Origin of the sequence: Bradyrhizobium sp. LB11.1 (assembly GCF_040549385.1) — a bacterium.
GTDB lineage: Bacteria > Pseudomonadota > Alphaproteobacteria > Rhizobiales > Xanthobacteraceae > Bradyrhizobium.
In genome coordinates this window covers 63,011-75,547 of record NZ_JBEPTH010000015.1, presented here as the reverse complement: position 1 = coordinate 75,547, position 12,537 = coordinate 63,011, and the positions used below count along the sequence as shown (strand labels likewise).

At 62.5% G+C, this 12,537-nt stretch carries 17 protein-coding genes and 2 pseudogenes; 11 read left to right on the top strand and 8 right to left on the bottom strand.

The features are described from left to right. Positions 1-9: 9 nt before the first annotated feature. Genes ABIA96_RS30080 through ABIA96_RS30065 form a run of 4 tightly spaced genes read left to right on the top strand, consistent with a single transcriptional unit; the run spans position 10 to position 4,101 of the window. Positions 10-495, top strand: a complete 486-nt coding sequence (locus ABIA96_RS30080) for a FixH family protein (protein ID WP_354052030.1) — start codon at positions 10-12, stop codon at positions 493-495. A gap of 9 nt (positions 496-504) precedes the next feature. Beyond that, positions 505-2,694 (top strand): cation-translocating P-type ATPase, encoded by a 2,190-nt coding sequence (locus ABIA96_RS30075; protein WP_354052029.1) that lies wholly within the window; start codon positions 505-507, stop codon positions 2,692-2,694. Further along, the gene (ccoS, locus tag ABIA96_RS30070) at positions 2,694-2,855 is read left to right on the top strand and encodes a cbb3-type cytochrome oxidase assembly protein CcoS (RefSeq protein WP_148752182.1); all 162 of its coding nucleotides are present in this window, start codon (positions 2,694-2,696) and stop codon (positions 2,853-2,855) included. Before ABIA96_RS30075 ends, ccoS begins: the two co-directional genes overlap by 1 nt. Continuing rightward, on the top strand, positions 2,824-4,101 hold the full coding sequence (locus tag ABIA96_RS30065) for a cyclic nucleotide-gated ion channel (RefSeq protein WP_354125634.1): 1,278 nt from the start codon (positions 2,824-2,826) through the stop codon (positions 4,099-4,101). The genes ccoS and ABIA96_RS30065 overlap by 32 nt, the downstream gene beginning before the upstream one ends. Before the next feature lie 71 nt (positions 4,102-4,172). Here ABIA96_RS30065 and ABIA96_RS30060 read toward each other — a convergent pair whose 3' ends face one another. Beyond that, positions 4,173-4,361, bottom strand: a complete 189-nt coding sequence (locus tag ABIA96_RS30060; protein WP_354052025.1) for a hypothetical protein — start codon at positions 4,359-4,361, stop codon at positions 4,173-4,175. Between the two features lie 332 nt (positions 4,362-4,693). Then, on the bottom strand, positions 4,694-4,978 hold the full coding sequence (locus ABIA96_RS30055) for a helix-turn-helix domain-containing protein (RefSeq protein ID WP_354052024.1): 285 nt from the start codon (positions 4,976-4,978) through the stop codon (positions 4,694-4,696). 82 nt (positions 4,979-5,060) lie between these two features. On the opposite strand from ABIA96_RS30055, the gene ABIA96_RS30050 reads away from it, so the two are divergent. Continuing rightward, positions 5,061-5,339, top strand: a complete 279-nt coding sequence (locus ABIA96_RS30050) for a hypothetical protein (protein ID WP_502918858.1) — start codon at positions 5,061-5,063, stop codon at positions 5,337-5,339. A 15-nt stretch (positions 5,340-5,354) separates the two neighbouring features. Here ABIA96_RS30050 and ABIA96_RS30045 read toward each other — a convergent pair. Beyond that, positions 5,355-5,762: pseudogene (locus tag ABIA96_RS30045) on the bottom strand (GNAT family N-acetyltransferase); the annotation flags it as partial. Positions 5,763-6,315: 553 nt separating this feature from the next. Next, positions 6,316-6,525 (bottom strand): GDCCVxC domain-containing (seleno)protein, encoded by a 210-nt coding sequence (locus tag ABIA96_RS30040; RefSeq protein ID WP_354052021.1) that lies wholly within the window; start codon positions 6,523-6,525, stop codon positions 6,316-6,318. Positions 6,526-7,072: 547 nt separating this feature from the next. Here ABIA96_RS30040 and ABIA96_RS30035 point away from each other — a divergent pair. Together ABIA96_RS30035 and ABIA96_RS30030 are read left to right on the top strand one after the other, a co-directional pair. Beyond that, positions 7,073-7,375, top strand: a complete 303-nt coding sequence (locus tag ABIA96_RS30035) for a hypothetical protein (RefSeq protein ID WP_354052019.1) — start codon at positions 7,073-7,075, stop codon at positions 7,373-7,375. Next, entirely contained in the window at positions 7,365-7,598 is a 234-nt protein-coding gene (locus tag ABIA96_RS30030) for a hypothetical protein (protein ID WP_354052017.1), read from the top strand. The genes ABIA96_RS30035 and ABIA96_RS30030 overlap by 11 nt, the downstream gene beginning before the upstream one ends. A gap of 49 nt (positions 7,599-7,647) precedes the next feature. Here the strand turns inward: ABIA96_RS30030 and ABIA96_RS30025 are convergent, their stop codons facing one another. After that, on the bottom strand, positions 7,648-7,833 hold the full coding sequence (locus ABIA96_RS30025) for a hypothetical protein (RefSeq protein WP_354052015.1): 186 nt from the start codon (positions 7,831-7,833) through the stop codon (positions 7,648-7,650). An 86-nt stretch (positions 7,834-7,919) separates the two neighbouring features. Between ABIA96_RS30025 and ABIA96_RS30020 the strand changes: the two genes are divergently transcribed. Next, positions 7,920-8,234, top strand: coding sequence for a hypothetical protein (locus ABIA96_RS30020; protein ID WP_354052013.1), 315 nt, complete (start codon positions 7,920-7,922; stop codon positions 8,232-8,234). A 238-nt stretch (positions 8,235-8,472) separates the two neighbouring features. Here the strand turns inward: ABIA96_RS30020 and ABIA96_RS30015 are convergent, their stop codons facing one another. Further along, a complete protein-coding gene (locus ABIA96_RS30015) occupies positions 8,473-8,688 on the bottom strand; it encodes a hypothetical protein (protein WP_354052011.1) in 216 nt (71 codons plus the stop codon). Between the two features lie 426 nt (positions 8,689-9,114). On the opposite strand from ABIA96_RS30015, the gene ABIA96_RS30010 reads away from it, so the two are divergent. Both ABIA96_RS30010 and ABIA96_RS30005 read left to right on the top strand, forming a co-directional pair. Continuing rightward, positions 9,115-9,921 carry an AraC family transcriptional regulator gene (locus ABIA96_RS30010; RefSeq protein ID WP_354052010.1) on the top strand — a complete coding sequence of 269 codons (807 nt, stop codon included), beginning with the start codon at positions 9,115-9,117 and terminating at the stop codon, positions 9,919-9,921. Next, a complete protein-coding gene (locus ABIA96_RS30005) occupies positions 9,896-10,105 on the top strand; it encodes a helix-turn-helix domain-containing protein (RefSeq protein WP_354052009.1) in 210 nt (69 codons plus the stop codon). Before ABIA96_RS30010 ends, ABIA96_RS30005 begins: the two co-directional genes overlap by 26 nt. Before the next feature lie 111 nt (positions 10,106-10,216). On the opposite strand, the gene ABIA96_RS30000 is transcribed toward ABIA96_RS30005, so the two are convergent. Together ABIA96_RS30000 and ABIA96_RS29995 are read right to left on the bottom strand one after the other, a co-directional pair. Continuing rightward, positions 10,217-10,942, bottom strand: coding sequence for a TetR-like C-terminal domain-containing protein (locus tag ABIA96_RS30000; protein ID WP_354052007.1), 726 nt, complete (start codon positions 10,940-10,942; stop codon positions 10,217-10,219). 20 nt (positions 10,943-10,962) lie between these two features. Then, complete coding sequence (locus ABIA96_RS29995; RefSeq protein ID WP_291619024.1) at positions 10,963-11,118, bottom strand: hypothetical protein; 156 nt, start codon at positions 11,116-11,118, stop codon at positions 10,963-10,965. Positions 11,119-11,258: 140 nt separating this feature from the next. Between ABIA96_RS29995 and ABIA96_RS29990 the strand changes: the two are divergent. Further along, a pseudogene (locus ABIA96_RS29990) lies at positions 11,259-11,756 on the top strand (cytochrome c oxidase subunit 3); the annotation flags it as partial. Between the last annotated feature and the right edge of the window lie 781 nt (positions 11,757-12,537).

Genomic DNA, 12,537 nt, shown 5'->3' with positions numbered 1-12,537 from the left:
GAGACTGCCATGGCCACCAAGCCGCTGACCGGATCCAACGTGTTCCTGATGCTGGTCGCCTTTTTCGGCGTCGTAATCGGCGTCAACGTCACCATGATGAAGCTCGCGATCGCGACGCTGCCCGGCACCGACGTCGACAGCCCCTATGCCGCGGGCCTCACTTACGATCGCGAGATCTCGGCGGCACGGGACCAGGTCGCGCGCAACTGGAAAGTCAGTGCGCATATCGAGCGGCGCGCCGACGGCCACGCCGTGCTCCAGCTCGACGCGCGCGATGCGGCGGGCCAGCCGGTGACCGGATTGAAATTCGAGGGCCGCCTGGAGCGGCCGACCGATAAGCGCGCAGACCTCGCGGTCGAGCTATCCGAGGCGGGCAGCGGCATCTATCGCGGCGATGCCGCATCGGTCGCGCCGGGTCAGTGGGATCTCGTCATCGAGGGCGATGCCAAGGGCGACCGCGTGTTCCTGTCGCGTAACCGCGTGATCCTGAACTGAGATCCCACCATGCAGGTGACACGCGATTTCTCTCACTATGTCCGCGCCGTGGGCGCTGGCCTTCAGCACATCGACCTCGCGGTCGAGGGCGTTCACTGCGCGGGTTGCATGGCCAAGATCGAGCGCGGTCTGTCGGCCATTCCTGATGTCACGCTGGCGCGGGTCAACTTCACCGACCGGCGCGTCGCGCTGGAATGGAAAGAGGGCACGCTCGATCCTGTCCGCTTCATCGATCGGCTCGAGGAACTCGGCTACAAGGCCTATCCCTACGAGACCGAGAGCGCGGAAGCGACCGAGATCGCGGAATCGCGCTTCCTGCTGCGCTGCCTCGGCGTTGCGGCGTTCGCCACCATGAACGTGATGATGCTGTCGATCCCGGTATGGTCGGGCAACGTCTCGGACATGCTGCCCGAGCAGCGCGACTTCTTCCACTGGCTCTCGGCGCTGATCGCACTGCCGGCGGTGGCCTATGCCGGCCAGCCGTTCTTCCGCTCGGCCTGGCGCGCGCTGTCCAACAAGACCACCAACATGGACGTGCCGATCTCGATCGGCGTGTGCCTCGCGCTCGGCATGTCCGTGGTCGAGACCGTCCGCCACGCCGAGCACGCCTATTTCGATGCGGCGATCATGCTGCTGACTTTCCTGCTGGTCGGCCGCTTCCTCGACCAGAACATGCGGCGGCGGACTCGCGCGGTCGCGGGCAATCTCGCGGCGCTGAAGGCGGAGACTGCGGCCAAGTTCGTCGGGTCTGATGAGATTTTACAGGTGCCTGTCGCTGCAATCCATCCCGGCGACATCGTGTTGCTGCGGCCAGGCGAGCGCTGCGCCATCGACGGCACCGTAATCGAGGGGCGTTCCGAGATCGATCAAAGCCTGATCACCGGCGAGACGCTCTATGTCACTGCGGAGCAGGGCACGCCGATCTATGCGGGCTCGATGAACATCTCCGGCACGCTGCGGGTGCGGGTCTCGGCGGCGTCGGAAGCGACGCTGCTCGCCGAGATCACGCGGCTGCTCGACAACGCGCTGCAGGCCCGTTCGCGCTACATGCGGCTCGCCGATCGTGCCTCGCGGCTCTACGCACCGGTGGTGCATGCGACCGCGCTCATCACTATTCTCGGCTGGGTCATCGCCGGCGCGAGCTGGCATGATGCGATCATCACCGGCGTTGCGGTCCTCATCATCACCTGTCCTTGTGCACTCGGGCTTGCGATTCCGACGGTGCAGGCGATCGCCTCGGGCGCGATGTTCAAGTCCGGCGTGCTGCTCAATTCCGGCGATGCCATCGAGCGCCTGGCCGAAGTCAACCATGTCATCTTCGACAAGACCGGCACGCTGACGCTGCCGGCTCTCGAAGTCACGAACGCGGCCGACATTCCCGCTGATATCTTCCAACTCGCCGGCCGGCTCGCGTTGTCGAGCCATCATCCTGTCGCGGCTGCCGTCGCGCAGGCCGCGGGTGCCAAATCGCCGATCCTCAATGCGGTCGAAGAGGCCGGGCAGGGCGTGCGTTCCACAGTTGACGACGTTGAGATCCGCCTCGGCCGTCCAACCTTCTGCAGCGCAGAAGCGTTGGTCAGCGGGAACAACCTCGATCCCGAGGCCTCCATCGTGGCCTTCAGCAGGGGAAGCGAAAAATTCATCTTCTCCGTGCGGCAGGGCCTTCGCCCGGACGCCCCAGCCGTGATCGCGGCATTGAAGGCGCACAATATCGGCATCGAGATCCTCTCCGGCGATCGCGAGCCCGCGGTGATTGCGGCAGCCCATGCGCTCGGCATCGCCGAGTGGCGGGCCGGCGTCACGCCGGCCGACAAGATCGCGCGGATCGAGGAATTGAAGCAGCGCGGCGCAAAGGTGCTGATGGTCGGTGACGGCATGAACGACGCGCCGTCGCTCGCGGCGGCCCATGTCTCGATGTCGCCGATCTCGGCCGCGCATCTCAGCCAGGCCACCGCCGATCTCGTCTTCCTCGGCCGGCCGCTGGCGCCGGTCGTCGCCGCCATCGATTCGGCACGCAAGGCGTTGCATCTGATGCGGCAAAATCTCTGGCTTGCGATCGGTTACAATGTGCTGGCGGTGCCGGTTGCGATCAGCGGCGTGGTAACGCCGCTGATCGCGGCTGCGGCGATGAGCGGATCCTCAATTCTGGTGATGCTGAACTCGCTGCGGGCGCGCAGCGGCTCGCGGGAGATCGTGTGATGGAAATCCTGGTCATCCTGGTCCCGCTGGCGCTGGCCCTCGGCGGAGCCGGCCTCGTCGCCTTCCTCTGGTCGCTCCGCAGCGGTCAGTACGACGATCTCGACGGCGCCGCCTGGCGCGCAATTGCTGATGATGATCCGCCGCAGGACCGCTCGGTCTGAAGCCGTCGTCGGCGGAGAGGTAACGGTGTCTCGCCTTCATCAGGGAACGCAATTTCGTCAACGTCTATACGGCATCCTCGATCAGGGCTCCGGCGTCGATAGATTCGGTGCGGTCGTGAACTGGACACTGATCGGGCTCATAGTTGTCACGCTCGCCGCGACCGTGCTGGAATCCGTGCCGAGGCTGGCAGGCCAGTATGCCAAGGCGTTTCAGGCGATCGAGTATGCTGCCCTGCTCACCTTCACGATCGAGTATGCAGCGCGGCTGTGGACGGCGATCGAACATCCGAGGTGGCGACGGTTCGGCGCAATCCGTTCACGCGTGCGTCTGGCGGCAAGTCCAGCCGGGCTGATCGATCTCGCTGCGGTGCTGCCATTCTGGCTGCCCCTGTTCATAGCGGCCGATTTTAAAGCACTTCTGGTCCTGCGCCTGATACGCTTCTTCAAGCTCACCCGCTGTTCTCCCGCGATGCGCTCGTTACTGGAGGCGCTCTATGCCGAGCGTCGGGCGCTGGTCGGCTGCTTTGTGATTCTATGTGGCGCGACGCTGATGGCGGCTGCACTGATGCATCTCGCCGAAGGTGCCGCCCAGCCGGACAGGTTCGGCACCATCCCCGACGCGATGTGGTGGGCGATCGTGACGCTCGGAACGGTAGGGTATGGCGACGCCGTACCGATAACCACGGGTGGCCGGCTGATAGCCGGATTGACGATCTTCGTCGGGCTGCTGATGGTGGCGCTGCCAGTAGGTATCGTGGCGACGGCATTTGCCAACGAAGTGCATCGCAGGGATTTTGTCGTCACCTGGGGGTTGGTGGCGAGGGTTCCCTTGTTCAGCGAATTAACTGCTGCACAGATCGCAGATGTGATGAAGATTCTCCGCGCGCAGAAGGTGGACAAGGGAACGACTATTGCCCGTCGCGGCGAGCCTGCGCATTCGATGTATTTGATATTGGATGGAGAGGTGGAGATCAGGCTGCGCCACAAGCATGTCCATCTCGGCGCTGGTGACTTCTTTGGCGAAATCGCCGCCTTGCGGCAATCGCGCCGTTCGGCAACCGTGATTGCGCTGCAAACGACCCGCCTGCTTGCGCTCGACGCTTCCGACCTGCACAGCCTGATGGACCGGGAGCCGCAGATTGCGGCCCGCATCCGAGACGCGGCGCAGGCGCGACTGGGCGAAGAATTGGAAACAACAGGCGGTGATCTGATACCGGCTGAACTGCCAAATACCAAGATTATCTAGAGCGGACGCCGCTGCATCTGATGCGGCGGTATTTGTGCCTCGCGGTGGCCTGCAAGCGCCGTGGGCCGCGGTCAGCGCGCCAGCAGCAGCAACGCGAACATGATCGCGGTGAATAATATCAGCAGCGTCCAGTTCGGGCGCTTACGCCGAGAACCGAATCGGGATCCCGCAAACCAGACTATGGCTATTCGTTTGATAAACAGCGGTTCTTTCATCAGCAGCAGCTCATCGGCAGCGTGGTTGGCATCCGGTAGCGCCAATGCGTCGCGGTCACGGTTACGGGTCTCAGTGTTTCGGCATCAAGCCAGCCGTTACCGTGGCGCAGGCACGCTCGCTTCAGCGGGGCGACGTGATCGCTGATGACGGCCAGCTCGATCTCGCGATCAAACGGCGCCGTCGCAATTTCCCGCCACCCTAGCGGACTTGGAAGTCGCGACCAAAAGTCTGCAATCCAGTTCATGGCCCGATTTTGCGACGAGGGGGGCATGGCGACGTTGAGCTGCGTCGAAAACGAAAGGTGGGACAACCGATGTTTTCTTGAGACCTGGGCGAATTTCGAACAGTCGGAACTGGTGCCGTCGACACGTCTCTCTTAAGCTCCATTCCGCCGCGCCTTCGGTTGGGTGTGGTGAATCGCCGAGGCAAGTCGGAGTAACAGGACGATGGAGACATTGCCTTTGCCGCCCTCGATCTGTGCAATATACCGCTCGGAGATGCCGGACTTGCGAGCAAGTTCCCGGCGCGACATTTCGCAATGCATACGCGCGCTGCGCACACGGTTTCCGAGTTCGGCCAGAAATTGGGCCTCGGAGTATGGCGGCATTACCTTTGTGCCGGGCAATGCCTCATCTGCAAAAGCGAAGACGTCTTCCAACATTGATCCAATCCCAATTTGTTTTCTAAACCGCAGAATATGGCGAAGTCTGCGCCGCTTCCTTGCGATGGATCAACCCGGAGACGTGACGCACGCCATCGAGCGTTTCGCGGCGGTCCTCTTCGTCATCGCCGGGTGCGCCCCGTCCGGCCGCGACATTGAGCTTGCCAATGAAAATCACGGCGCATCCATCGAAGCCCCTCAGCTTGAGGCGCGCGCGCTTCAGGCTCAAGTGTCAGGCGCGGTTCAGCATCCGCTCAGCATGCTCGTGCCGGTGCTCGTGCCGCTGGTCGCGATCGTCGCCAAGAACTTGCGAACGACGGCGGAGAAGTCCGCCGCAACGTCCGCCGAAGCGGGCTCCTAAAGCGCGCGAGCGCGCTCATAGCTTGAGCCGGACGTCGCAGATGTCAGGCTCGGTCGGATCCGGCCTGACCTCGAAGCCGAGTTGCCGGCACATCTCGACCATCACGGTGGTCTCCTTCAGCACGTCGCCCGATATGGCCTTCAGCCCTTCCGCTCTGGCGTAGTCGATGATCAATTCCATCAGAGCCCATCCAAGCCCTCTGCCCTTGAGGTCGGACCGCAGCAGGATCGCGTATTCGCCGCTCTCGTAGATCGAGTCCGAATGGAGGCGGACCACGCCCACCATCTCGCCGGTCGCCTCGTCGAACGCGATAAAGGCCATCGCACGCGCATAGTCGAGCTGGCTCAGGCGCGCGATAAATTCGTGAGTGAATTCCTTCATCGGTGCAAAGAAGCGCAGGCGGAGGTCGTGCGGTGTCACATGGGGGGCGGTCCATGTGGGCCGCCCTTTGTCGTATGCGATAGCGGCCCGCTTGGTCGGTTGGTCTGATTTCGGGACAAACCGACCTCGGAGGCGGCAGCGTCATAATTAATCGCAAGAACAATAAATTAGCTGGTCGGTTGGTCCGATTTTGCAGTCCGTCGCTTTACGTGTGGTCGGTCGGTCTGAAGAGCGACCGACCGGACTAACCGACTTCACAATTACTTAGCTGATCTCAGACCGACCGCCCTAACTAACCGACCCTCGCAGGTCGGTTGGTCGGTTAGTGCGTATATAGAGATACGCACTGACCGACCGACTGCTTGGCTATCAGCCGTTCAGGCCGTCAGGCGGAAGCGACAGAGGACGGGGAAAACAGGCCGCGCAACAAATCGCAATCTTACGGGGACGATTTCACCCATAGGTGAGGGCCGCGTGTGCGGGCGCGCGGCCCTTGTCCTTCCAGATGGGGCATGCGCCGCGCGGGTCTACCCGGTCCCGGGTCTGCGCGGCGTTCGCGCGACGCTCCACTAGGCCGCGCGGTCGCAACAAGGGCTCAGTTACAGCAGGCGCCTTTCCCGTTCTTCTGAACTGGCGGACAAGGAACTGAACCGAAAGAGCAGAACACGCAGCAATCGCCCTGCTTAGGCTTCAATCGGATGCCGCAGCCCTGGCAGTCATAGAAGAATTGGCAGGCGTCAGTTGGCATTGTCTCAGCCGAGCGGTGATCACACTGCGGACAGGTCAATATAGACTGCAACTGCATTTACCGATGCGTCCTCATGAATTTCAACAGGTGTACCAACAAACAAGGTTGCGATTGCGAGGGCGGCAGCGGTGAGCGCTGCGCTGCGAGCGTAGATGGCCCATGCCACGGCTAGGAGCGCTGCGCTGAACACCTGTCCTAATCAACTTCGCTGTCTTCAAATCCGATTGACCTCGCAAGCTCGTCATACTCGTCCGTCAAAATTTCGAGTCTATGCGGGAATCCGAGTCTCCGGCACCTTCTGCGAGTTGACGCAACCAAATGGCTCTCGAACGCGACCTTTCGGTGTCAGGGCAAGCGGGCGCTTTCGGATGCATTTGATTTTCCTCCTGTGCTGACAGAAAGGCCGCCCCGAGGAGCGGCCTTTCCATCCTTGGGAACTGATTGTGCGCGGCACTTGAAGCCGTCTCTTTGGCAGACGCTGAAGATTACTCACACCTGCGGGCAATTACTATCGTGCAGCGCACAAAACCCGCACTCGCGCGGGCCTATCCGGGCAGCGCCGCGTTCACACTCGCAAACCCGCCCCACTTAGAGAGAACCGCTGATGACCAAACAATCCGACCAAACAATGAGTTTGACCGACCTGCTGGCGCTTTCTGAAGACGCCCGCCTGGGGCGTGCCGCCGAAGCACTTGAAAAGATCGCCGCTGCCGCGCCCCGTATCGGGGATGCTGTGGAAGTGTTGGCGGGCTTACTCGCGAGCTGCGTCGGAGTAGGCTCCGCGCGGTGCTATGGCGAGAACGAGCGCGCCGGGCACGAAGTCCCCCTGAACTACTTGCGAAGCGGAGACGGGTCGAAGCCCTTTGCGTGCGACGCCGACAAATCGGGCGACGACGATGGACAATGAAGCGCTTACGGGCGAGCTAAACGCACTCGCCCATCTCATCAACCAAGCTTCCGAAAAGCTCGATGCCATCAGCCGCATTCCGGGCATCGCGGATACGCTGCGCCATGCCGTGCCGCAAGTCGTGCCGGGCTCTCCGTTCGCGATTCTTATCGAGCAAGCTGAACGGTGGCGCGAGATTATGCCGGAGCCGAGCGAGCCCACCAAGTGGAGCCCACCGAACTGATCGCGTGGGAAGAGTAGCCGCGCCGCATAGCTGCGCAGCTCTCGCCTGATCAGCGCTGGTGACCCAAGCCGATGCCCAATACAAGGGCCTTCTGACGTAGGGAACCGATGGTGCGCTTCATCTCCTTCGAGATTTTCAGAACTGGCGTTCGATCCTTCGAATGCTTCTTGAGACTCCGCAAATCAGCAGGTGTCCACTCGCGTCGCGTTGGCTTCTTCTTGGCAGGACGTTTCAACTGGTGCGTCTCCTTAGTCTTCGATGAGCGGCGCTGTTAGCACAGCGGGCAGAACTTTCAACTAACAAGCAGGTAATAACTGAACCATGTCTACAATCAACGTGAGCGTGGACACGAGCAAGCTTGAGAAGTGGGCGCTTGCGCTCTCTACGCGCGGTCTAGTGAACGCGATCCACCGCGCGGTGGATAGATCAGCAACAGCGGCACGTAAGGTCGCGTTGAAGAAAATCGCCGCTGACATCGGGGTCAGCGAAGTCTACATCAAAGACAGTGTCGGTAAGGTCAACCTGCTTCTCCGCGCGGCAGGACATTATTGCGTAGCGCGAGACCACTGGAGCGCTTTCCGTACCTTTTGCGTATCGCGTCGCTGCGGCATCGGCACAGGCCCGCCATTTTTTTAGCGCGGATTTCGAGTGTTCCTGTGCGATCGCGGCAGAGCAGCAGGAGACGCATACGACGGCAGCCAGGATTAGTCGGTACATTTCGCTGCTCCCGTTGAAGTCAAGGAATGCTGATAGGCGCTTTGTCGGAAAACGGGCGTCGTGATCCCATGCGGAAGATTCCGCCGGGAGCCGGGCCGTAGTGACCATTCGGGATCCGTCGGTTCGGTGTGCTCGTCATTGCGAGATCGGCCCGCGACTAGCGGCAGTAGTCCCAGAAACCCTGGGTGCGCGATGGATCAGTGTAGTACCAGCACATGCCCGGCGCGGGAGCGGCGCCCGCCCAGGCCGCAGCCGTCGCTGCGGTCACCATGGCGATCGCAGCACCGGCCGCGATGGCGCCGCCTCGAGGCCAGCGGTAGTGCGCGGGACGCGCCCAGCGGACTCCGCCGCCATGATACCCAGGTCGGGCCACCGGTCCGCGCACGACGGTGCGGCTGCGATAGTCGACTGCTCCCCCTCGCGGCCCTACCGCAACTCCGCCGCGACGTGCGACCGCTCAGGCTTCGATGATATCGGATTTCGGGATTTTTGCCTGATTTCCATAGCCCGAAGCGGCCCCCAAGTTCAGCGCGGAAGCCGGTGGCGCAGCGGCCAGTAAAAGTGCAATTCCTGCCGCGCAGGTGGCCAACCGGCTCTGCCTCCGTATCCAGATCCGAGATCGAGCATATCAAGCTCTCACATATGGCACCGAAGGGACGATGCCGCTCCTTTCCGGGCTAGATTCGCACCCGGGTGCTGCCGGTTTACGGTACCTTCCTTTCTCCGGGTTGTGATGTCCGGATTGTGCCACCGTCCAATATTAGAAATGATCTAAACTGGTAATCGCTGATCATCGGTGGTGAACTGGGGCGCACAGAGAGGTAACGATATGGGTCGATCCACGGCGCTGCGCCGGGTCCGCGTCGACAGCATCGACCAGCTCAGAGAGATCGTTCCCGGCGTCCGACGCGAGATCGTTCAGATCGGCCGCGGCCGCCTCAAAGGCAATGTGATTCAGACCAGGATCGGAGATCTCCCGCTCGACTTCGCGACGATCAATGTCGGAATCAGAACCCGGGGCTCGTCCGACGCCACCAGGCTGATGGTAGGTATGCTGACCCACGCCACCGACCGCGTGACTCGCTCTTCGTACCAATCACAGCAGAAAGACGTGATGCTGCTGCCCCCAGGTTCGGAGCAGGAGAACAGATTCTACGGCGGCGCCTCGATGTTGGTCATCGCTCCGTCGTTGGCCGACGTGGAGAAGGTCTTCAGCGCCGAGCCCGCCTTGTGCGAAACCGCGTTCGGACAGAGGCAGCAGTTCAAGGCAACGCCGGAGACGGCTCGGACCATCCCCAAGATGCGGTCGTTGATCGCCTGGCTGATCGAACATAATTCCGCGTTGACGGAAGAAGCTGCCGCGTTCTGGAAGCGCGCCATCATCGAAGCGATGATGGCGAACGTTCTCGATGGCCTTCCGCAGCGGCCGGACGGCCCCCTGCTCTCAGCCCTCAAGACCGTGAGACTGGCCGAAGAATATTTGGATGCTCAGGGCCGGCGGCCTGTGCACGTTTCCGAACTGACCGTCCATCTTGGAATCTCGCGCCGGACCTTGCATCGGGCCTTCCACGACGCACTTGGTGTCGGACCGATCGCGTTTTCTTAGTCATCGCCGGCTCTGTTCGATACATAGCGCACTGCGGTCCGGTCGTCCGGACCGCGAGACGATTGCGGACATGGCGGTGCATCATGGCTTCGCAAATGTGGGCCGGTTCGCTCAATATTATCGGCATCTCTTCGGCGAGCGACCGTCCGAGACCCGGGCCCGAGCGGACTCGGGAGAGGTCTAGGCTTTCCGACCCCGATAAGGCGACGAATACAACATTGAGATTGGCAACGACCGGGCAACCCTTGTCGCTGAAGAAGCCAAGCTCGTCTTGGCTCTTATCGCACGCCATACCTCAACGGTGACTGTCGCCGAGGCTTCCGAAGTCCTCGGGAGCGAGAGTCGTGCCCGCGGTTTCCCTCGTCATGGGCATCGAGACCGCATCTACCTCGAATTCTTCCGACCGCTGGCGCGTTCCGGCCGGTGACGGCGGCTCTTGCGTCTCTTTCGTCCGGGAACGACGAGCCCGATCGCCTTCGCGGACCATAGGTGATGCGAATGCCGGAAAACCGGCGACGAAGACCTGGAGAGCCTTGTCGAATGCGTCGTCGTAGGATTGGACGCCGACGACGGTGTGCATCACTTCGTGCAGCACGTAGCCGCGGACGAGACTGCGGAGCATCGTGAGCGCGCCTTCGGCGGCGTCGCCGAAGAGGCCGCACTCTCCGAGAATGCCGATCATGAGAGAGTGAAGCCTTTCGTGCGCGTCGCGCCACTCCGGGCAGTCGGCGGGGGCCGTCCGGAAAGCGGCGGCCGACAGGGCCGGCCGTTCGAGCGCATAGCGGCGGATCTCGTGGGCGACCGCGATCAGCGCGTTCTCGGCGACCGCGCCCTCGCGAGCGGCTTCGAGCCGGGGCCGCAGATCGCGATATCCCTTGACGGCGAGGAAGCGACGCATCTCGCTGAACGTCCCGCGGCGGTCCCCCGTGCCGGATTCGATCTCGATGGCGAGATCCTGCGCGAGCTTGCGGTCCCATGTGCTGGACAGGATGTCGTCGACGTCGAAGTTGAGAGCGTTCATGGCGGAGGACCTTCCCGGGTTTACTGAGTCGTGAACAGGACGACGGCGATCGCGACCGACAGCAGGATCGCCGAGACCGTCGCCACGGTCGACAGCACGCCCATAGCCCGCAGCGCGCCGGCGAAGACGATGATGATGGGCGTGGCCGTGAGAAGGCCTAGCTGCGCTTCGCTCATGAGGCTCCGATCCCGCGGACGATATGCGGCGACCACCGGAGCCTAATTCGGGCGGCCGGTGTCCGTCTTTGTCGCGGGACAAAGAGCGGTGACGAGATCTTGGATACCGGTTCGTAAACGGAATCCGCTTTGGGAAGTCGATGTTGCCTCAGGAGTTAGACGCACAAGAAGGCGGGTGGGGGATACTTGCCGAATTGCCCGGCGACCCGATGATGTGGGTCCTGATCTTCAGCGAGCTCGCCGTCTTCGGCCTCTTCCTCGGGGCCTTCTCGGTCGCTCGAGCCGTGAGCCCGTCGATCTTCGCGGACGGTCAGCGGCTGCTCGATCCCGGTCTGGCCGGCCTGAACACGCTGGTGCTGGTGACGAGCGGCTGGGCGGCCGCGCGGGGCGGCAAGGCGGCCCGCGAGGGGCGGCGCGCCCACTGCCGGCGCTGGCTGTCTCTCGCGATGGCGCTCGGAGCGGCGTTCGTCGCGATCAAGCTAACCGAGTACGCGGCCGAGGTCGCTTCCGGCGCGGGGCTGGAGACCAGCACCTTCTTCACGCTCTACTTCCTCTTGACCGGCTTTCACCTGCTGCACGTGGTCCTGGGGCTGATCATCTTGGCCGTAGTTCTACTGGGTGCGGATGCTCACTCTGTGCTTCCTTAGCTCGGTACGGCGATCTCAGTGTCGCCACGCTGCTCGCTTCGCGGGACAGCATAATCAACATTTCACAGATAATACCGGGACGGACCGGGCGCACGTTAACGCCGTGACAGCGCGCACCGGGACGGCTTCGAAGCTTGTGAAGACACGTTTCTCGGCCCAATGCCATGTTAGTTTGGTGCTGAAGACTGAGCGCGTCAATGGTATGGCCGCTTGCTCGAAAGACATACTCGGACGACGTTGTACGAAGCGAGTTGTGGCGCTCGGGGCTTCAGTTCGCGCCAGGAGATCTCGCAATTGGCTCATAGGATGGCATTGCGCATCGCGCCCCGGACGCTCAGGCCGATGCAGCCGTCAGAAGCCGGCGCCCAATGGCCTCACGCGTTGTGCCGATCATGGGCAAACCGATCAGCTTTCACATGTCATTGTCTGCTTGAGCGGTAGCAGCGATCTGGGCCCTGCTGCACGTTGGGCAGTGGGCCGCTGGTGGTCCCGCAACGGGCCACGAGCCGCTCTATCAAATACAACCCTTCGCCCACACACTGCGCTAGTCGGGAGCGCCCGCCGCCGATGCTGTGCAGGCGGCCGGCGCGCGGGATTGGGCTGGATCGACACGATCGGGCTGTCCCTTCCAACCAAGCCGCGCGACGCGCGCCACAAATAGCGCCGTAGCTAGCGCGGCTTGGTTGGAAGGCAAGTCGCACCTTGGCGTGCCGCGGTCCACTCTTTGGCGGCCTTGATCGGTACTCGCGCCGTTTTGCGAATTCCCTTCACA